Source organism: Comamonas sp. Y33R10-2 (genome assembly GCF_019355935.1).
In the GTDB taxonomy this organism is placed as follows: Bacteria; Pseudomonadota; Gammaproteobacteria; order Burkholderiales; family Burkholderiaceae_C; genus Comamonas.
In genome coordinates this window covers 1209468-1228915 of the sequence record NZ_CP079925.1, presented here as the reverse complement: position 1 = coordinate 1228915, position 19448 = coordinate 1209468, and the positions used below count along the sequence as shown (strand labels likewise).

16 protein-coding genes and 2 pseudogenes are annotated in these 19448 nt (G+C 51.4%); 8 read left to right on the top strand and 10 right to left on the bottom strand.

The genetic code is table 11. From position 1 onward, the window contains the following. Positions 1-46: 46 nt before the first annotated feature. The 8 genes from KUF54_RS05560 to KUF54_RS05525 form a co-directional block, all read right to left on the bottom strand. Complete coding sequence (locus KUF54_RS05560) at positions 47-517, bottom strand: MaoC/PaaZ C-terminal domain-containing protein (protein ID WP_219345666.1); 471 nt, start codon at positions 515-517, stop codon at positions 47-49. Between the two features lie 51 nt (positions 518-568). Beyond that, positions 569-1747, bottom strand: a complete 1179-nt coding sequence (locus KUF54_RS05555) for a thiolase family protein (RefSeq protein WP_219345665.1) — start codon at positions 1745-1747, stop codon at positions 569-571. A gap of 9 nt (positions 1748-1756) precedes the next feature. Next, entirely contained in the window at positions 1757-2167 is a 411-nt protein-coding gene (locus tag KUF54_RS05550; RefSeq protein WP_219345664.1) for a Zn-ribbon domain-containing OB-fold protein, read from the bottom strand. A gap of 44 nt (positions 2168-2211) precedes the next feature. After that, complete coding sequence (locus tag KUF54_RS05545; protein WP_219345663.1) at positions 2212-2685, bottom strand: MaoC family dehydratase N-terminal domain-containing protein; 474 nt, start codon at positions 2683-2685, stop codon at positions 2212-2214. 24 nt (positions 2686-2709) lie between these two features. Beyond that, complete coding sequence (locus KUF54_RS05540) at positions 2710-3912, bottom strand: acyl-CoA dehydrogenase family protein (protein ID WP_219345662.1); 1203 nt, start codon at positions 3910-3912, stop codon at positions 2710-2712. Between the two features lie 47 nt (positions 3913-3959). Further along, positions 3960-5207: a CaiB/BaiF CoA-transferase family protein gene (locus tag KUF54_RS05535; protein WP_219345661.1), complete on the bottom strand. Its 1248-nt coding sequence runs from the start codon at positions 5205-5207 to the stop codon at positions 3960-3962. A 651-nt stretch (positions 5208-5858) separates the two neighbouring features. Next, positions 5859-7226, bottom strand: coding sequence for an MmgE/PrpD family protein (locus KUF54_RS05530; protein WP_219345660.1), 1368 nt, complete (start codon positions 7224-7226; stop codon positions 5859-5861). Positions 7227-7230: 4 nt separating this feature from the next. Then, positions 7231-8613: an MmgE/PrpD family protein gene (locus KUF54_RS05525; RefSeq protein WP_219345659.1), complete on the bottom strand. Its 1383-nt coding sequence runs from the start codon at positions 8611-8613 to the stop codon at positions 7231-7233. A gap of 236 nt (positions 8614-8849) precedes the next feature. On the opposite strand from KUF54_RS05525, the gene KUF54_RS05520 reads away from it, so the two are divergent. The 6 genes and pseudogenes from KUF54_RS05520 to KUF54_RS05490 all read left to right on the top strand — a co-directional run bounded on the left by KUF54_RS05520 (position 8850) and on the right by KUF54_RS05490 (position 15904). Further along, on the top strand, positions 8850-10211 hold the full coding sequence (locus KUF54_RS05520) for an MmgE/PrpD family protein (RefSeq protein ID WP_219345658.1): 1362 nt from the start codon (positions 8850-8852) through the stop codon (positions 10209-10211). A gap of 42 nt (positions 10212-10253) precedes the next feature. Continuing rightward, on the top strand, positions 10254-11213 hold the full coding sequence (locus tag KUF54_RS05515; protein WP_219345657.1) for a tripartite tricarboxylate transporter substrate binding protein: 960 nt from the start codon (positions 10254-10256) through the stop codon (positions 11211-11213). Positions 11214-11283: 70 nt separating this feature from the next. Beyond that, on the top strand, positions 11284-12216 hold the full coding sequence (locus tag KUF54_RS05510) for a LysR substrate-binding domain-containing protein (RefSeq protein ID WP_219345656.1): 933 nt from the start codon (positions 11284-11286) through the stop codon (positions 12214-12216). A gap of 677 nt (positions 12217-12893) precedes the next feature. Beyond that, positions 12894-13865 (top strand): tripartite tricarboxylate transporter substrate binding protein, encoded by a 972-nt coding sequence (locus KUF54_RS05505; protein ID WP_219345655.1) that lies wholly within the window; start codon positions 12894-12896, stop codon positions 13863-13865. Between the two features lie 14 nt (positions 13866-13879). Further along, positions 13880-14937, top strand: a pseudogene (locus tag KUF54_RS05495) (porin). Continuing rightward, positions 14927-15904, top strand: coding sequence for a Bug family tripartite tricarboxylate transporter substrate binding protein (locus tag KUF54_RS05490; RefSeq protein ID WP_370627604.1), 978 nt, complete (start codon positions 14927-14929; stop codon positions 15902-15904). The pseudogene KUF54_RS05495 and the gene KUF54_RS05490 overlap by 11 nt, the downstream one beginning before the upstream one ends. Positions 15905-15922: 18 nt before the next feature. On the opposite strand, the pseudogene KUF54_RS17365 reads toward KUF54_RS05490, so the two are convergent. Both KUF54_RS17365 and KUF54_RS05485 read right to left on the bottom strand, forming a co-directional pair. Beyond that, a pseudogene (locus tag KUF54_RS17365) lies at positions 15923-16392 on the bottom strand (IS481 family transposase); the annotation flags it as partial. 820 nt (positions 16393-17212) lie between these two features. Beyond that, positions 17213-18052 carry an alpha/beta fold hydrolase gene (locus KUF54_RS05485; protein ID WP_219345652.1) on the bottom strand — a complete coding sequence of 280 codons (840 nt, stop codon included), beginning with the start codon at positions 18050-18052 and terminating at the stop codon, positions 17213-17215. Positions 18053-18694: 642 nt separating this feature from the next. Here KUF54_RS05485 and KUF54_RS05480 point away from each other — a divergent pair. Then, positions 18695-18991 carry a YqjD family protein gene (locus KUF54_RS05480; protein WP_219345651.1) on the top strand — a complete coding sequence of 99 codons (297 nt, stop codon included), beginning with the start codon at positions 18695-18697 and terminating at the stop codon, positions 18989-18991. A 40-nt stretch (positions 18992-19031) separates the two neighbouring features. Next, positions 19032-19379 carry a PRC-barrel domain-containing protein gene (locus KUF54_RS05475; RefSeq protein WP_219345650.1) on the top strand — a complete coding sequence of 116 codons (348 nt, stop codon included), beginning with the start codon at positions 19032-19034 and terminating at the stop codon, positions 19377-19379. Positions 19380-19448 lie beyond the last annotated feature (69 nt).

The following is a 19448-nucleotide window of genomic DNA, read 5'->3' as shown; positions in this document are numbered from 1 at the left end:
GCCGTGGTGCTTTCAAGAGGGGGCGATCAGCGTCGCCAGGCTGCTCTTAAGCCTGTGGGCGGCACTTATAGAGGTACTTGGATTCCATTTGCTGGACGATCTCACCGCGTTGGTTGATGACCGAGCGCTCGAACTTCACCACACCACGGTCACCCTTGGACGACAGCTTGCTCTCCAGCACCTTTGAGACCATGTGGATGGTGTCGCCGTGGAACACGGGTTTGAGCATGCGCCAGTTGTCGACCTGCAGCAGCGCAATCAGCGTACCGTCGTTCACGCCGCTGGCGTACTGCAGACCTGCCGCCACGGCATAGACCAGTGGACCGTGGGCAATGGGCTGGCCAAATGGGGTGGTCTTCAGGTACTCGTGGTTGGTGTGTACTTCGTTGAAGTCGCCCGACAGGCAGGCGAAATTCACGATGTCAGTTTGGGTAATGGTCCGCGCAGGGGTACGGATTTCTTCACCGATGGAGAAGTCTTCAAAGTAACGACCGCGGGGTGTGGCTGCTGTGCTCATAGTTTTTGTCTCAGATATTTTTAATAGAAAGGTTCAGGCGTCTGGGCGTACTCAGCCCTTGTCGTTGGCCAGAATGATCGTGCAGTGCGACGACAAAATGCCGCCTTCGTTGTGCACCAAAGCCACTTCGGCACCGTTAACCTGCCGCTCGCCTAGGCCACCACGCAACTGGCGAACGGCCTCGACGATGCCGAACAAACCGCCTGCTGCACCTGCGTGGGCATGGCTCAGCATGCCGCCGTGGGTGTTGATGGGCAGATCGCCACCGACGCGGCCACGACCTTCGGCAAAGAAAGCACCGCCCTCGCCCGGCTTTACAAAGCCCAGCTCTTCCAGCTCAATGATGGGCACGATGGAGAAGCAGTCATACAGCTGCGCCACATCGATGTCCTTGGGTCCCAGACCGGCCATCTCGTAGGCCACGCGACCCGATTCAGTAGCACCGAACTCCGTAAGGCTGGGGGCACACATCAGGTGCTCATGGGTGTGGAACTCGCCAATACCCTGCAAGTAGACCGGCTTGCACTTCAGATCCTTGGCACGTTCGGCCGAGGTCACGATGAAGGCACCACCTGCATCCGACAGCAAGCAGCAGTCCAGCATGCCCAGCGGATCGGCAATCGGTTTGGCCGACAGCACATCGTCCATGCTGATGGGCTTTTTCATGTGCGCATTGGGGTGCAGCAAGGCGTTGGCGCGGGTGTTCACCGCGACACTGGCCATTTGCTCGCGAGTCGTGCCGTACTTATACATATGGCGCTGCGCAATCATGGCGTAGTAGCCGGGGATAGAGCCACCATACGGCTGCTCGAAATACGGATGGCCCACAGCCAGAAGCGTAGAAACAGCCGCATCGCGGGACTGGCCGGTAGCACGGTTTTCACCAGCACACACCAAAATCACTTCTGCCTGACCGGATGCAATCGCTTCTGCGGCATGCTTGAGCATGATGGCCGGCGAGCCACCGCCCACCACCATCGACGCATTAAAGCGCGGCTGGATACCTAGGTACTCGCACATCACCGAGCCCAGCATGAAGTAAGGCTCTGTGAATGAGTACGCAGTCAGCAAACCATCAATGTCCGAGACCTTCAGGCCCGCATCGTCCAGTGCCCGCTTGCAGGCTTGGGCATTTAGCCCCAAACCGGTCATGTGCGGCACGCGGCCTATTTCCGACTCGCCCACACCCACAATGGCGATCTTGTTCTTCAAAGAAGTAGGTTGTTTCATAAAGCTTCCTCAGACCGATGTGCGCTTGAACTGAGGCAGCTGGTCGCCATCGCCACGGTCTTCAAAAACCAGGCTCACGGCATCACCAATCTTGGTCTCCAAAGCGTTCTCCCCCAGAACGTTGGCCATCATGCGGGGGCCCTCCTGTAAATCCACCAGCGCCACGACATAGGGCACCAGATGCGCAAAGCGCGGGTCGGAAGCGCGTCGGATGATGGTGTAGCTGTGCACCGAGCCTTTGCCCGAAGCCTCGACCCATTCCAGATCGCCTGACCAGCAGGTGGGGCACAGATAGCGGGGCATGAAGTGCAGCTGCCCACAGGCGCTACATTTGCGGATCAGCAATTTACCTTCACGGGCACCTTGCCAATAAGGCTGTGAGTCCGCGTTGGAGACGGGTTTGGGAAGGGTGTTTTCCACGACTTTTATCCTGACCAAATGTTCGAAGTTCTGAGTGACTTGCTTCAGGCCGCAGCAGCCGGCACTTCCACATAGGCGCGGGTGCGGATCATTCGGGTCGACAGGTAGCTGATCACTACCTCGCCTTTTTGATTCACCACCTCATGGGCCGTCACCACCACGCCACGATCGGATTTGCTGGTCATCTTCTTGGAGGCCAAGCGCACCCGATTGACTAAGGTGTCACCGGCAAAGACCGGTTTCTGAAATTTGGGCGACAACTCCATCAAGAAGATGCCGCGTTTGCGCGTCAGGCCGGCGCGCAGCACCAGACCTTCTGCGGCACATAGTGCAAACAACCCAGGAGCCATGCGCGCACCGTAATCTGCCGAAGACTTCACATAATTCATGTCCGTGAAGGTCGGCGTATGGAACTTGTGTAGTTCTACGAAAGCGGCGATGTCTTCATCAGTCACCACGGTCGATTCGGTTACATACGACCAGTCTTCTGTGTAATCTTCAAAGTACGGTGCGTTCATGGCGCTTTCATCCCTGATGGCTAATTAATAAGAACGTGGCAGGCCCAGCACGTGCTGGCTGACGTAGTTCAGAATCATGTTGGGAGACACCGGCGCGATCTGAAAAACGCGGGTATCACGGAAGCGTCGTTCAATGTGGTATTCCTTGGCCAAGCCGAAACCGCCATGTGTTTGCATACACACATTGGCCAGTTCCCACGAAGCGTCGGACGCTAGCATCTTGGCGATATTGGCTTCACCGCCACAGTGTTCGTTACGGTCGAATTTTTCCGCTGCTTTCCAGCGCAGCGCGTCAGCCGCTTCCAGGTGGGCATAGCCCAGGGCGATCGGGAACTGCACACCTTGGTTAGCACCGATGGGCTTGCCAAACAACACACGCTCCTTGGCGTAATTCACGGCTTTTTCCACGAACCAGCGACCGTCGCCGATGGCTTCGGAGGCGATGATGATGCGCTCGGCATTCAAGCCATCCAGCAGATATTTAAAACCCTTGCCTTCTTCGCCGATCAGTGAAGTTTCCGGCACACGCATGTTGTCGTAGAACACTTCATACGTATGGTGGTTGAACATCACGTCGATCTTGCGGCTTGAGTATTGCTTGGGATCTACATTGCGCTTGTCCACCAAGAAAGCCGAGATACCTTGGTAAGCCTTGGCAGGATCCTTAGGAGGGCTGGTACGGGCGAACACCATGAAGGCATCGGTGTAGTCAAAGCGCGAGGTCCACAGCTTCTGACCCGTAATAACCCACTCGTTACCTTCTTTAACGGCCTTAGTTTGAAGTTTGGACGTATCGGTGCCGGCATTGGGTTCGGTCAACGAAAAGGACTGCAGACGCACTTTGCCTGCACAAACCTCTTCGAGAATTTTGCGCTTTTGCTCATCGGTGCCGTGACGGGCCAAGATGCCCATCATGAACATCTGACCATGGATCATCGAGCCCACGCCACCGGAGCGATGCATTTCTTCCACGATCGTGCAAGCATGCTCCAAGCCCAGACCCATGCCGCCGTACTGCTCAGGAATCATCACGGTGTGCAGCTTGGCATCCATCAGGGCCTTGATGTACTCGTGTGGAAAGCCCTCTTCCTTGTCCAGCTTGGCAAAGTATTCATCGCCAAAGCGGCTGGTCACGGCCTGCGTCGCTTGCAATACATCGGCGCGGGTTACGCCAGAGGCATGGCCGCTTTGGTTGGATGCTGGACGCTCTAGGGTTGCGGTGTTCATAAAGTGCTTTCAGAGGGTGGTGGGTGGAATGAAGTTCAGATAGAAACTCAGGCGACAGAGGCCAGTGCTGGGGTTTTGCCAAAAGCGCCTTCTTCCATCAGGCGCTCAATGTCCTGAGCAGACAGGTTCAACTCACGACGCAACACGGCGTCGCGGTGCTCGCCCAATAAGGGCACTAGGTCGCTGCCCGGCACGGGCTCAAAACGGGTGGCATCTATGGGCAGTTGCATAGTTCCGCCAATGCCGTCGCGCACTGTGCGCAAGGAGCCGCGCAGCTGCATGTAATCGTGCTCAGTCAACTCATTCATGTTCAGAATGCTGGCCACGGGCACATCGACGGCATTGAGCTTGTTGACGATTTCGTCACGGGTGAATTGGCGGGTGAACGCTTCGGTGATGCCATGCACTTCGTGCTGGCGTTTGGCGCGCTCCACATATTTGGCATAGCGCTCATCAGTACCCAGCTCGGGGCGATCCATGGCATTGCACAGGCGCGCCCAGAAGTCGTCACGGTTCACGCCGATGTTCACAAAACCATCCGATGCGGGGAAAGCACCGTAAGGCACACCGTGGAAGTTATTGGAACCCGCAAAGGCACGCAGCTCGGCGCTGGCCGATTGCTCACGGGCCAGCGCAACACTCACCATGGGCAGGGAGCACTCCACCATGCTCAGATCCAGCACGCGACCCAATCCGTGCTGCGCTTGGTTACGCAGTGCCAACAAGATGGCCGAATGCGCAGTCATGCCGGCCAGAATGTCGCCCATTGCAAAGCCGCACCACACGGGGTTGCCTTCATGGTCACGAGTCAGGCTGGTGGTGCCGGACATGGCTTCGGCCACCATGGCCAGACCAGCCACTTCGGTGTACTTGCCGGCGTTTTGCAGACCAAAACCAGAGATGCAGGCCACGATCAGGCGGGGGTAACGCTTAATCAGATCTTCCGGATACAGGCCAAGGCGCTTCAGTGCACCGCCACGCATATTCGTCAGCAGCACATCGCTGCCCGCCAGCAGCTGGTGCAGGGTGTCAATGCCCTGCTTGTTTTTCAGATCCAAACAGACACTTTGCTTGCCACGATTCAAGGCACCAAAGTAGCCCGAAATTTCCTGGTCACCGTTGCGGCGCATGGGTTCGCGGTGGCGGGTCAACTCACCTTCGGGTGGCTCGACCTTGATCACGGTGGCGCCTTCTTCTGCCAGCAACTGGCCGCAGTAAGGACCGGCGATCAAGTGGGATAACTCAATGACCTTGACACCTTGCAGTGGCGATGGAGCGGTAGTGGAAGCAGACATGTGATGAAGCTGTTTGGTTGATCTGAGGGATAGTTTCAGATTCAGCTTCGTTAATGTCGAGTTGGATTTTTTGCGCCAAATGGAAAGTTTTACTTACCAATAAATCATCGCCACCTAGTGAGAGTAAAGGGTTATCCCTTTATTTTTGACTGCCGTTATCAGCGATATCAAGTAATAAAAATTACGGGTTTAAAGCAACCATCAATCTCGCATCCCGGTATTAACCCGGATTCATTTCGATGCAATAGAAAAACATAAGCTTGACATTCCTCGTATTAACCCTAGGAATATCAACAACGAATTCAAAAGTTTCACCGGATCTGATTTTGATTTCGAGGACGATTACCGATGTCAATTCATACAGGAAAATTGCTAGCGATAAAGAAGGAAAATTTCTCAACAGCCATCAAATCAAAATTGATAGCTGTTTGTGCCGATAAAAATTAACTTTCAATATATTGACATACTGAAAGTTATTGAATAACAAGCACTGCTTGCTCACTTTTTACTATTTTCAGCCTCGCAAGCCGTCAGGCTGCGCCGCATTGCACTGCATCCCTACCCGTTTTTCCACCCCTTGCGATGGCCCTTACCCCCAGCCCAGATGCAAACACTACGGCCGCTGTATCTGGGCTGGGGACAACACCTCCGCTATGCCGCAGCTGGCACCAGCCGGTCGACCAGCTGGCCGACATTCGCCAACTCCTCCACCTGCCACAAGAACTCCAGCAGGCTGCTCGCCTGCACCGCATCACCCCACGGCGCAAAACAGGCCAGAAACTTGGCCTCCAGCTCGGCATCGCTGATGGGGTCGTTGGCATGCCCCCTAGGGTTGCGCTGCGTGTGCACCGTGGTGACACCCTGCAAATCCGTCACTTCAATGCGCACCTGCGACTGACTGGGGAATTGCTGCGTCATCTCCAGGCAAGGCTGCACCTCGATGCGCTGCATCCAAGCCAAGAGATCGGGCCGCTGCAGCTGCGCATCTGCATACGAGTCAATACCCAGAGCACCATCGAGCCACACAGTGGCCACTACATATGGCAGGCTGTGGTCAGCCGTTTCACGGTTGGAAGGTTGCCAACGTTGCGGATCATTTCCCATACCCAGAAAGGCGGCTTCGTACGTAACGATGCGCACACTGCGCACCTTATCGGCGGGCACTTGGCACCGCAGCACCAGTGCCGCATCCACCGCCGATTGGCCGTGGTAGCACACGGGGTGCAACTTCAGATGCGTATTCTCAATGCGCGCCCGTCCGCGCTCTGCGCCCTGCCCCGGTGTCCACTCAAACGCACCCAAAATGGTCTGTAAGCCGCCCTTGCCTTCTACCGGTGCTGTGGGACCAGATACACCCGCTTGCGCCAGCAAGCAAGAGAATACGCCATGACGCGCGCCATTGGGGCCAGCGCAGCCTTTCCAATCAGAGAGCTCTCCACAGCGTACGTTGAACAGCTGCATATGCCCAGACAAGGCCAGCGACAGCGAATTTGCTGTTTGCACCTCATCCAGTCCGAGCAGCAAAGCCGTGCCGCCCGCAGCACCTACGGCTGCTGCCGTAGCTTGGTCCAGCCCTTTGGCCGCCATAGCCACAGCATCACACAAGCTGACATAGATTTCATAGCTGGCCACAATGGCCTGCAGCAATAGCTTGCCACTGCACTGCAGCGCTTCTGCTACGGCCACCAGCGCCCCGATCATGTCGCTGGGGTGACCATTGCTGCGCGACAGCACGGTGTCGCTCAGGTCCAAATAACGCAGCAAGCTGCCGTTGACCAGCGCGGCCATCTCCAAGGTAGTGGACTGACCCGTCCCCCAGATGCGCGCATGGTACTGGCTGTGCGTATAGGCCGCGCCAAACTGGCGCAGCTGCTGGCAAAACGGCTCGGGGAAGGCCGCCGCCGCACAAGCCACGCTGTCGATCAGCCGACGCTTTGCCGCGTACAGCGCCTCTGGGCTGACGTCGGATGCACTCACCTCTTGGATGTAGCGCGCCAGGCGCGCCAAAGTGACATCCATCACATCAACCCAAGGTACGCAGCATGGCGGTGGCGTCTGGCACATTGTCCAGATCGCGCACCATCTGGTAGGCAGCAGCAATCTGCTCTTGCGACGGTGCATTGGCAGCCAGCGCCGCACTCTCACGGAATTTTTCGTACAGATAGTCCCAGTTCATGGGGCATTCGACATCGCCCGGCACGTTCTCGCCAACCTGGCTGAAGGTCCGCCCGTCGTGCGTAGTCACCTCCAGTCGGCCCTTGGGCAACATCCCTTTCCAGTCGAAGTTTTCGTCCACCACCGCTTCAATGCGGTCGGCCATCGCACCCACTGCCGGGTCGTGCAGTGCATCGCCAAAGAAGTCGGAAAGCTTGACCGCCCCCTTGCTGGCGGCTACGGCAATGCAGTACGGAATGCTGAACTTGGCATCGGCCGGAGTGGCGGGGCGGCGACGGCCTTCAATCGGCTCGCACAGCTGCTTCTGGAAATCCCCCACATGCACGCGAATGGTTGCAATGTCCTGGGCGCGCAGCGCATGCTCACGCATCAGCTCCAACGTAGCGTGGATGAAACCGTGCGATGCGCCGCACGAAGGCCATGGCTTGTACAGTACATCCCCGCCATGGAACACCTTGCCTAAGTCTTTGAGCATGCTCGCGCGGTCGTATTCATTGTCAAAGTAGACCGGGAACAAGCCCGCCTTGCCCTCGAACATGCTTTGCACGCCGCGGATACCGCGCTCGGCCATCAGGGCGGCCAGTACCGCGCCCTTGGTAGAAAAGCCGGCGTACATGCCACGCAAATCACTGCCCACGCCGTAGGCCAGCTCCAGCGTGCCGCAGCTTTGCATGCCCGCAATGCCAAGGGCGCTGATGGTTTGCGCACGGTTCAGCCGCAGGATGTGGGCTGCCGCCGCCGTGGCGGAAAACACCCCGATCACGGTGGTAATGTGCCAGTCCAGCCGGCTAGGTACCGCGCGGCGCATGCGCAAAAACATGTCTTGCCCCACGGCAACCGCGGTAATCAAATCGCGGCCTGACACACCGCCTGCGCGCTCGGCCAATGCCAGTGCAGCGGGAACGATGGAACTACTGGGGTGGTGCCCTTCTGGTGCATGATCATCAAAGTCTAGGCAATGGGCTAGAGCGCCATTGTGAAAAGCCGCCCAAAGCGCAGGCGCTTTACCGCCAAAGCCCATCAAAGTGCTTTGGGGCGTACCACCCGCTTCTTGCACCAAGTCATATACAGCACGGACTGCCGGCTCCACACCTGTGGCAGCCAAGATGACGCCGACCGTATCCAAAATACTTTTTTTTGCGCCTTCGATTGCCTCTGGAGACAAATCCTCATATCGCGCTGTAGAAATAAATTGTGCGAAATCGTGTGAAATATCTTGCGTCACTGACATAACTTTTCTCCATACTTTTTATGTAGAGATTTCAGTCTGCCTATCGCATTAGGCTATGTCGCGACGGATTTATTTTCTGAACCGATAGTTTTTCTTATCTGTCGCGGGTTAATACCATTAGCGATATTCACTAGGTAAACAAAACTTACCGATCGTGCAAGATAAGCAACTGGACTGACATGCTTGGGTTGCACAGACTTCAGCGGAACTTAACAACACGAGTGAAATAAACCGCCATGGATTTAGCGCAACACCTCGCAGCTAACGCTACCAGTCGCCAATATGCCCAACTCTCCCCTGCCACCATTGATGCCACCGTAGATGGATTGATCGACAGCCTGGCTTGCGCTTTGGCAGGAGCCAACTCGCATGGCTTGAATGAAGCCCGCAAGGCCTTAGGTCATTGGGGTGGCAATACCGGCAGTTCCATCTGGGGTGGCTTTGGCAAAGCGCCAGCACCTTTTGCTGCTTTCTTAAACGCGGTTTCCATGCACGCACTGGACTATGACGACACCGACGACAAAGTACCGCTTCACGCCAATGGTTTGGTGCTGCCGGGCCTGATGGCATCCATGGAACAAGACAGTCCCGAATGCGATGGCCGTGAATTCCTCACTGCCATCGCTGTGGGAGTTGACGGCGCCATGCGTATTGGCCGTGCAGGGGGACCCAAAGGTTCGCGCGGCTGGAACTACAGCGTCATCAGTGGCTCCGTTGGTGCTGTATTGGCCATTGCACGCCAGCGCCGTTGGAAAGCCGAAACCACGGTGAATGCGCTTGGTCATCAACTCACTCAAACCGCAGGTAGCCTGCAATCCATCATCGATGGAAGTATGGCCAAACGCTTTCAGCCCGCGCAAATGGTCAAGAACGTGTTGTTCTCAACCGCACTAGCAGAAGCTGGTATTAACGGCCCACACAATGTATTTGAAGGCAAAGCCGGCTTCATCAACCTATACCAAGACGGCAAGTTTGATCTCGAAAACGTGCTTAAGGGCATAGAAACTTGCGCGTTGGTAGAAGACCTGAGCCTCAAGCCCTATCCGGCTTGCCGCTTCACTCACGCTCCAATTGATTTGGCTTTGGAGATGCACACACGCGGGCTACGTCTAGCTGATGTACGCCAACTCCGCATCAAAGTCAGTGGCCAAGCCGTCAACATGGTGGGGCGCAAATATGACCTACAAACTGCGGGGATCGTCGATGCACAGTTCAGCATTGCCTACACCTCAGCAGTCGCTATTGAACGCGGCGCTGTGCTAATTAGTGACTTCACAGACAGCGCTATCCGTGATGAGCGCATCGGCCACTTCGCGCGCGATCAGATCCGCATTGAAGCTGACGATTCACTCCCGTTTCTGGGCATGACCCCAGTTTTCTTTGAAGCTGAACTGAACAATGGAGAGCGAATTGCTTTGTCTACCGACGTGGTCTCGGGTGCGCCCGAAAAGCGCTTAAGCGCTGACCAACTACGCGCAAAAGTAGTTGACTGTCTTCAGTACGGCCAGTCACGCATAAATGCAGACCAACTGATCAGCACCGTCCATGAACTCAAAGAAGGTGCTCCAGTTTCCCGGCTACTCACCCTTCTTGCTTAAATCGTCCACTACCTAGATAAAAAAAGCTACAGGAGACAAAGAATGCAACGCAGAAATTTCATGGGGCAATTAGCAGCCACTTTCGCTACATCCATGCTTTATGGCACCGCCTTTGGTAAGGTCGGCTACCCAGAAAAAGCAATAACTATCATCGTTCCTACATCACCAGGAGGTGCCACCGATGCCGTGGCTCGCCTGTTTGCGGAGCAAGTCGGGCACAAGCTGAACAAACCCATCGTGGTCGAAAACATTCCTGGTGCTGCAACTTTGATGGCCGTGCGTAAGGCGGCGGCAGCGAAACCCGATGGCTATACGCTAAGCGTCATGGCGAACTCGTTCACCGCAATTCCTCACGTAGACAAAAACGCCCGCTACAAAACCTCCGACTTCAAAGGCGTCAGCTACCTAGCCCGCTCCAAGATGTTTCTAGTAGTGCCTGCTCAATCGCCTCACAAGAGCCTGCAAGATCTAGTGACCGCTGCACGTAAATCCCCTGCAGCCTTGACATATGCCTCTGTGGGGGTGGGAACCTCATCACATGTGCCACTGGAAATGCTCAGCCAAGAAGCCAAGATTCAACTCACTCAAATTCCTTACAAGGGCATCACGACAGCCATCCCAGACGTGGTTGCAGGCCGTATTGACATGATGATGGGTACTGGTGCCTCCACCAGTGCGCTGATCAAAAGCGGCAAGTTACGCGCGCTGGCTGTCGCTGATACAGAGCGATTGACACACATGCCTGATGTACCTACTTTCGCAGAGCTAGGCTTTGGAAAAGTGCAATATGAACTCTACCTCGGTCTGATGGCACCAGCACAAACACCGGATGCTGTTTTGCAAACGCTGTCCGAAGCATTCGAAAGCGTGAAGTCCAACCCTTCTGTAATCGACCGCTTGACATTGTTAGAGCAAGAGTTACCCAACATGAGTTCTCCAGCCAAGTTTGCGCAGTTCTTGCAGCAAGATGAGCAGCGCATGCGCCAAATCCTAAGCAAGTAATGACATCTACGAACATCACGCCACATCGCCGCATGCTGTTGCAGCCCCACGCATTCAGGAAAACTACTCCATGGAACTGAGGCATCTACGCTACTTCATCGCTGCAGCCGAAGAGGAGCACTTTGGCCGTGCTGCCGAGCGCATGTATGTGACCCGTCCTGCGGTTTCCCAGATCATTGCTGACCTGGAAAATGAGCTGGGGACACCGTTGTTTGAACGACAGGCCCATCGTGTCAAACTGACTGCGGCTGGGCGGGTGTTTTTGACACAATTACAAGGCTTGATGCGCAATCTAAGCCAGGCAATCACTCTCACACGCGATGTGGGTGCTGGCCGCACAGGCATGCTCAATATCGGTTACGGTTCGTTGACGCTGTTGCACCCACTGTTTCGTGCTGCGGTTAAAGCGTTCAACGAAGAGCTTCCTGATGTGAAGCTTTCCTTACTTGAGATTCCCAGCTCGCAACAAGTTCGAGCTTTGGCCGATGGAAGAATCCACGCGGGCTTTATGCATTTCAGCAATATGCCTGAGTACTCGAAAAAGCGCAAAGGTAAGGAAGACGCTACTGACCAAGACAACACCGACTTGGATAGCCTCAAGATCCAAACGGAGGGCTTGGGTCTCGTAGTTCCCAAAGACCATCCCTATGCCCAGCGCAAGTCAGTCGTCTTGGCAGAACTTATTGCAGAAAAATGGGTGGTAATTCCCCACTCTACCGTGAGTCCAGGGTACGGACCGCTCTACACCATCTGCCAACAAGCAGGCTTTGAACCACGCATTGTGCAAGAAGTGAACTCCATCACAACTCTGTTAAATCTGGTGTCGGTTGGTGTGGGCATTGGCCTAGTGGTTACTGGTAAAGGCTTTGCATTTCCCAGCAATTTATCTGTCTTACGCATCGAAGATGTTTCGTATCCATCGACATTCGCTTTGTGCTGGATTCGCGGACACATGGAGCCCACTCTCGCCCGCTTCATAGATCTTGTTAGAAGCATCAAGTAACACATAAGAGGTGGACAGGAATGTCAATCTGTCTAGAAGCAATTCACCTCAATATGCCCGCGTTACGCGGGCATATTGCCTTTTCAGGCAATTAACAGCGGATCGATGTCACGGTTCTTCCTAGAGCGGAGACACTTCATCCGTAATTTCACCAAATCAAATTGGAGTTGCAACTACTGGGTGCTCTTCCTCGTACATCGGTAGCAAACTTAGGCTGTGAAAAACTGACGTGTGATGACTTTAAAAGTCGGTTTGACTTTAGCCAAAAACTTAGGCGTTACCTGCTCGGGTAGCAACTGCAATGCGGAGCAAATGAAGATCGACGCATACCCCCTTCTGCGCTGTAAGAGTGCAATCAAGGCCCGCAATTTTTTGACCCGACTTGAAGCATCTGCTCTAAGAATTCGCAACCAGGAGTCTTTTTTGTGGAAAAAAATACGACCGAGTTGAAGTTGCTACCCAAATTCGGATTGGCAACACCCGACACGCTTACTCCTGCAGATTAGCCGGAAGATATATGCAAATCATTCTTACAAGCCATTTAAAAAAATATTTATCGTGGTTTCTATTTAAGTATTATCCTTAATGCGTTAGTTTTATTTAATTTGAGATAAGTAAATATAAATATACACAAACCAACAGGTGCATAAAATGAATTCTCCATATTTGGAGGATGTATGCAAAGAAGAACTTTTATTCTAGGTGCAATTTCTGCATATCCAGTAGTCACATTTTCTCAGCAACAAAAGTTTCCTAGTAAGCCGATAAAAATATTGGTCGGAAGTACACCAGGTGCTTTAACAGATGTCGCCACTAGACTATACGCCGATCGCGTTGGGAAAACATTTGGCGAGCCAATTATTGTAGAAAATGTATCCGGCGCAAGCTCAACCATGGCTGTCAGACAACTACTAAAGTCACCACCTGACGGATATACATTAATGACAATTGCAAATACGGTATACACCTTACCGTATTTAAATGAAAAATATAAGTACTCTCCTGACAAAGATTTCGTGACAGTCGCAGAACTCGCCAGAGGCCCTGGAATGCTCGTTGTGAATGCCAATTCACCTTATAAAACGTTAAAGGATTTAGTAAGCAACGCAAAGAAAAGTCCTTCATCTATCAGCTATGCATCTGGCGGTAAAGGAACGACATCGCACCTCCCTATGGAGATGTTTCAAAATGAAGCGAATATTGAGCTTCTACACATTCCATACAAAGGTGTAGCTCCGGCAGTCATTGATGTGATTGGTGGAAGGGTGGACGCCATGTTGGGAACTCCAACGTCGATGCTTTCTGCTTTAAAAGCGGGACAGCTTCGTCCACTGGCGATTACATCAGAAGAGCGGTCAGAAGAATTTCCAGATGTCCCAACCTTCAAAGAGCTAGGCTACCCAAAAGCAACGTACATCATTTTTATCGCACTAGTAGCACCGGCTGGTATACCCAAAAAAATCAAAGACGAATTAACGCTTACCTTTAATAATTCTAAGCATGATCCAATCATAAACTCTCAAATAAAAAAATTGGGACAAATGATTGACATGCGTATGAATGATATCAATGCACTAAACAAGTTCATCTCCGATGAAGAGCACAGATATGCAAAACTCATCAAAGAAGAAAATTTAAAAATTGAATAAACAAGGAGAAAATAATGAAATTAAAAATAGCTATTTTTTTTACCTCGATTATTAGTGGCTCAATGTCCCATGCTGAATCAAGTTTAGTGATGTATGGCATCACTGATTCTGCGTTGACCTATGTCAGCAACAAAATGGGCAACAGCTCAACAGAGTTAAATAGTGGCAATTTAAATACTTCCAGACTGGGTTTTCGTGGCAAAGAGGATCTGGGAGGTGGCTTAGCAGCAATATTCAACTTGGAAAGCAGCTTGGGCCTCGACAACGGAAGCATAGGCTCCAGTAGCACATTTTGGAATCGTCAAGCGTGGATGGGTTTTTCATCTAAATCCTGGGGGATTTAAGGGCTGGTTACCAGCGCCCATCGTTTTATGACATTTTGGGCCCTCTAAGCCACACACCGCCATTTGGAGCTCCTGCAGCACGCATCGATGGAGCGGCCATCGCTGGAACCTCGCTAGCACGTTTTGACAACACCATAGGTACAAAGCGATATGCCAACTCTCTGAAATACATCACACCAGAGATGTCTGGCTTCAAACTCCATGCTTTTGGGGCATTAGGTGAAGTTGCAGGCTCCAATAGTGCAGATCGTACTTGGAACCTAGGGTTAAGCTATAAAAATAATAGCTTTACCGCTGGACTGAGTTATTTAAAAACCAATTGCCCTGGCGTAATCGGCTGCCTAGCCAATCAATCTGAAGATGAAGTTCTTGGATTTGGCATGGGGTACAGCTTTGGCAAACTGAAAGTCACAGGAATTTATACCAAACAAAAAAATGCAAAAATAGTAAAAGGAAATAATGCAGAAACAGCTTCGATTGCATTTAAATACCCTGTAAGAAATTGGCATTTTGCTGCTGGCTATCAAATATTAAATGATAAAACATCTAAGAATATGGATGTACAACAGATAAATTTATCTGCAGTTTACGACCTAAGTAAAAGAACAGCCCTTTATACAATATTAGCAAGACAAAGAGTCACTAACGGTGGTATTTCCGGAATTTCTTTCTTATCATCCTCAGGATCTCAGAATCAATTTAGCTTAGGTCTTCGTCATTCCTTTTGATCATTATGAAAAAATCACCTTCTCAATAATCTTAGTATCTTTCACTGCAATATTAAGTCAACCTGCATATTCATATCCTGACAAACCCATAAAATTCATAATACCTAGCGTCGCTGGTGGGGTTTCAGATGCGGTAGGAAGGCTCTATGCAGAGGAAATGGGGAAAGAATTAAAATCACCTGTAGTTCCAGAAAATGTCCCTGGTGTTGGGACTGTTATGGCCGTTAAGCGTGCATTAAATGCACCTACGGATGGATACACTGTATCTATTTTTGCAAATACTATTGTAACCATGCCGTATGTCGATAAAAAGGCAAGCTTCAAGACTACAGATTTCACAGGAGTAAGCTATCTATCAAAAATGCCGCTTGCTTTGGTTGTCAGTACAGATTCACCCTTTAAAAATCTCAAAGATTTAGTCGAATTTGCCAAAAAAAATCCCAAAGGAGTAAGTTTTTCATCAGTAGGTATCGGCACTACCTCTCATTTACCTGCAGAACTCTTTGCTCAAAATGCAGGCATTGACTTTCAAATGATCGCTTACAAAGGAAGCGCCCAAGCAATTCCAGATATTGTCAGTGGACGTGTAAACTTCATGATGAGTAATGCTGCTACTGTTGGTGAACTTATCAAAGTAGGAAAGGTCAAAGCACTTGCTACTACAACCAAGCAGCGCAATGAACATTTTCCAAACACACCAACATTTTCAGAGCTAGGATATTCAAACGTTGTTTATGAACTTATTCTAGGACTAATGGTAAAAAAAGGAACCAGCCCTGAAATTATTCAAACACTCTCTAATGCTGCAGAGAAAGTAAAAAAATATCCGCATGTGCAGCAACGTCTAAAAGATCTCGGACAAGATATTCCAGAGGAGGATAGCCCAGAAAAATTCAATAACTTCCTAATTAATGAGGAAAAAATTATGAGTCAAGTCGTAAAAAAAGCAAAAATCAATATTGAATAGATGTCAAATCCCGACTAGTTACAAGCCCGTTTTGAACAATTCAGGCTTTTTTGAATACAAATTCCTCAATGCCTGAACAGGCGCAACATGATTGAGTGCCCGTTGCGGAATCTGGTGCTTGTGGGCCTTCAAGTAGCTCAATAGCGTCACCTCCAACTGAGCAGCTGATGCAAAGCGCGTCTGTTTGACCACCTCGCTGATGCACCCATTGAAGCATTCGACCATGCCGTTGGTTTACGGGTGTGTGGGGCACAGGGGTGCTTGATGCCCAGTGCCTTGCAACTTACATCGAACTTGTGGCGACCATTAGGCTCTTGCTTTTTGCTGGTGAAGCGACCCGTGAACTGACTGCCGTTGTCAGTGAGCAGTTTGACGATCTTCATGGGTGCAGCCTGCTCCAGACAGTTCAAGAAGTCCACGCCACTATCCGCGCATTAATAGCCATAGATGTGGATAAACACCCAGCGCGTGGCGCGGTCGATGGCCACGCTCTAGCGTATGGAATAAATGATGTTCGGCATCTGAGAACTTCAGATTGCGCACACGTTGCCGGCAAACCAGAACATTTTCTTGTCAAGCCAAATTGTTAGCGGCACACAAAATCGGAGTGATGAGTTGTACTGCTCCCAGTTTGTGTTGGGATAACGTTTTGATGACTGGCGGCTCACGTGCCGAATCTACCGCGAGGGCGCACAACTTTATGCAACAACGCCGCCTCCACCAAGTCCGGCGTGATTCAGTTTCGGGTTCGACTGAAATTAGAGTTATGCAATAGCGCCTGTTCATGACTCAATCCACTAACGTGTTGAGTTTCCACGGAAGCCCGTGTGATTCAGTAAAGGGAGCAGTAAGGGATTGATTGCTGTGCGTTAAGCACGACACATCACAAAGGACCATTTGGTGAGAAGTTAATGAAAAAACCTGTCTTTTGTAACGTTTGCCATCAGTGATGCAGACCACACATTTACTTGCCCAAGAGGTGGCGGTAAGGTGGCGTCTTCGCGAAGAATACGAGGAGCTAGCTCATGACTGCGTTGAAAGCAAACGGCCCTGAAGTCCCTAATCACTTCCCGTTTGAAGACCTGAATCAAGCACTAGGCACTCCAGTTAAGCCCCAGCCCATTGATGCTCCTAGGGCGGAACCACCAGTCAAGCTACCGCCTGAACCAGTGCCACAACCATGAAAGAAGTCTTCAAACGCCAAGAAGTGATAAGTCCAAATACACGGACAAGCAAAAACGGCAGGCGGCTGATATTGAGGAGAACTATGAAAAACGTTGCGTCAGCGAAAAGAGCACCATGAAAGAGTCAGTGTGCGTTGATGAAGTCAATGAGTACCCGGTTGAACTCTTCAGCATGTGAGAGGTTGCATCCATGAGGACCATTCCTGATCACATGTATTTCACTGCCATGCACCAATTGATGCGTGCGTAAGCCACTGACCTCTATTGGGACAATTCGGTCGCTATCGCCATGAATTACGAGCGTAGGCACATTTATTTTCTCCAAATCCTTCCGAAAGTCGGTTCTGGAAAATGAGCCGATGCATGCGTGTGTTGCCTTTGGAGATGCAAAAGTAGCTATTGATTTAGCGTATTCGCGCTGAGCCTCGCTGACCAGAAGTGTTCCTTCCGCATTCGAGAAAAATTTATGTGTGAATTCATCGAGAAAGTGCAAGCGATCTTTCAAGACAGCTTGCTCTTTATTAAATATGTCGTCCTCTGTTACGGCCCCTTCTGGATTCGAATCCACTTTTAGCAAAAACGGGGGAACTGCCGCGGCAAACACCGCACACCGAATAAACGCTGTCCCATAGGTCCCGATGTACCGAGCAACTTCTCCTCCTCCCATTGAAAATCCAACCAAAGAGACAGTTTGCAATTCGAGCTCAGTGATTAACTCGTTGAGGTCTCTGGCCAGAGAGTCGTAGTCATAACCGCTCCATGGCTGCGAAGAGTCGCCAAAGCCTCGTCTGTCGTATGTGATGACTCTGAACCCTGAATCAACTAGGTTAGCAACCTGCGGCTCCCATGTGCGTGCGCTGAGAGGCCAGCCGTGGATAAGTACCACAGGTGGTCCCTCTCCAAAGTCTTGGTAATGCAGCTTCACGGGTTTGGAATTGGATTGGGAAATATCAATGTGTGGCATTAGATCTCCTTAGCTGTTTGAGTAATGGGTAGGCATAGTTAAAGCAACTAAGTCGTTCTTCGGCTACCGATGGGGCGACCATCTGTTGCTCTTGCGTCAGTATCGACCAAGCCTTTTTTGAGGTCACTGTGGGCTTGCTTCATCTCTGGGTGAAGAAGGTCTCCAGTTGACTGCAATGACTGATCACGCTCATGTGGAAGCCGAGACTCATTGCCAGGATCTGACATATCCCCTTTTTTCGTGAGATTCACTTTTGTTTCGTCAGGGCTTGCGACCTTCGACGGATTTTTAGGCTTCATAAGCACCTCCTTTGGAAAGTGCAGTCTGATGCCCTAGCTAAAGCTGCTGTGTAGTCCAGACGACCAGACATGTTTTTAAGCGTCAATGAAATTTCAATATGTTTTTTTTGAGCACTCATATAAATAGTGATTGGCTGAGCCTGCGGCTTCTGCTGGCGTCACGCCCATAGAGGAGCATAAGAGGAGGAATTTGCATTGCATTTAGCCTGCTCCATCTTCTTTTTTGCTCTAAAAAAGGTTACCTAAGGAGACATTTCAAAGCGGCAAGGCCGTACATGGCCTACAAGATCGGCAAGCTCATACGCTTAATCTGAAAACTCAACGGTTCAAGAAAGGAGCTCACATGAGATTTCGAAAAGCAAATGCAGCAGACCTATCCAAAGATCTGAGCCAGCTTTTAAATGATCTGAGAGATGTTCTGGCTACTAAAGGCCATGATGCAGACCCAGCTGCATCCATGCTTTTCAATAAAGCGGCCTCCACGCTAGAAAAAGTGAGATCAAGTTCGGCTGCGGCAATAAATGAGTCTCGAGCTGCAGCTCAATCAGCTGATGCCTATGTTCATGACTCACCATGGAGAGCCGTCGGCGGTGCGCTAGCAGTCGGCGCTTTGCTTGGATTTGCCCTCAGCAGGCGTTAAGCCATGTTGAATCCCTTACCACGCACCTAAAGGAGAACTTATGAATACCGCATCCAGCGTTATCTCATCCACTAAGGTTGATGGCACGAATGTGTACAACCCAGGTGGCGAAAAATTGGGCTCTATTGAGTCGCTGATGATTGACAAAATATCTGGTCAAGTTCGTTACGCCATCATGGAGTTTGGCGGCTTTCTGGGTATGGGTACAGATCGCTACCCATTGCCATGGAACACGCTCAAATATGACGTGAATCAACAAGGTTACGTCGTTTCACTTGACCAGGAGCAACTGCGTCAAGGGCCTAAATATTCGTCGGATACGGCCCCAGAATACACGGATGACTATGGTCGACGGGTTTATGACTATTACGGCGTGCCGTGGGTCTAACTTAACGCTGAGAGGCGTCTTCTAAGTGAGCGCTTCTCAGTGTTGCTTTTAATTAATAAAGCCATTTAA

Excerpts from the sequence above, each read along its gene's own strand:
- KUF54_RS05560 (WP_219345666.1), bottom strand. The coding sequence starts at position 517 with ATGAGCACAGCAGCCACACCCCGCGGTCGTTACTTTGAAGACTTCTCC.
- KUF54_RS05555 (WP_219345665.1), bottom strand. The coding sequence starts at position 1,747 with ATGAAACAACCTACTTCTTTGAAGAACAAGATCGCCATTGTGGGTGTG.
- KUF54_RS05545 (WP_219345663.1), bottom strand. The coding sequence starts at position 2,685 with ATGAACGCACCGTACTTTGAAGATTACACAGAAGACTGGTCGTATGTA.
- KUF54_RS05540 (WP_219345662.1), bottom strand. The coding sequence starts at position 3,912 with ATGAACACCGCAACCCTAGAGCGTCCAGCATCCAACCAAAGCGGCCAT.
- KUF54_RS05535 (WP_219345661.1), bottom strand. The coding sequence starts at position 5,207 with ATGTCTGCTTCCACTACCGCTCCATCGCCACTGCAAGGTGTCAAGGTC.
- KUF54_RS05530 (WP_219345660.1), bottom strand. The coding sequence starts at position 7,226 with ATGGATGTCACTTTGGCGCGCCTGGCGCGCTACATCCAAGAGGTGAGT.
- KUF54_RS05525 (WP_219345659.1), bottom strand. The coding sequence starts at position 8,613 with ATGTCAGTGACGCAAGATATTTCACACGATTTCGCACAATTTATTTCT.
- KUF54_RS05520 (WP_219345658.1), top strand. The coding sequence starts at position 8,850 with ATGGATTTAGCGCAACACCTCGCAGCTAACGCTACCAGTCGCCAATAT.
- KUF54_RS05515 (WP_219345657.1), top strand. The coding sequence starts at position 10,254 with ATGCAACGCAGAAATTTCATGGGGCAATTAGCAGCCACTTTCGCTACA.
- KUF54_RS05510 (WP_219345656.1), top strand. The coding sequence starts at position 11,284 with ATGGAACTGAGGCATCTACGCTACTTCATCGCTGCAGCCGAAGAGGAG.
- KUF54_RS05505 (WP_219345655.1), top strand. The coding sequence starts at position 12,894 with ATGCAAAGAAGAACTTTTATTCTAGGTGCAATTTCTGCATATCCAGTA.
- KUF54_RS05485 (WP_219345652.1), bottom strand. The coding sequence starts at position 18,052 with ATGCCACACATTGATATTTCCCAATCCAATTCCAAACCCGTGAAGCTG.
- KUF54_RS05480 (WP_219345651.1), top strand. The coding sequence starts at position 18,695 with ATGAGATTTCGAAAAGCAAATGCAGCAGACCTATCCAAAGATCTGAGC.
- KUF54_RS05475 (WP_219345650.1), top strand. The coding sequence starts at position 19,032 with ATGAATACCGCATCCAGCGTTATCTCATCCACTAAGGTTGATGGCACG.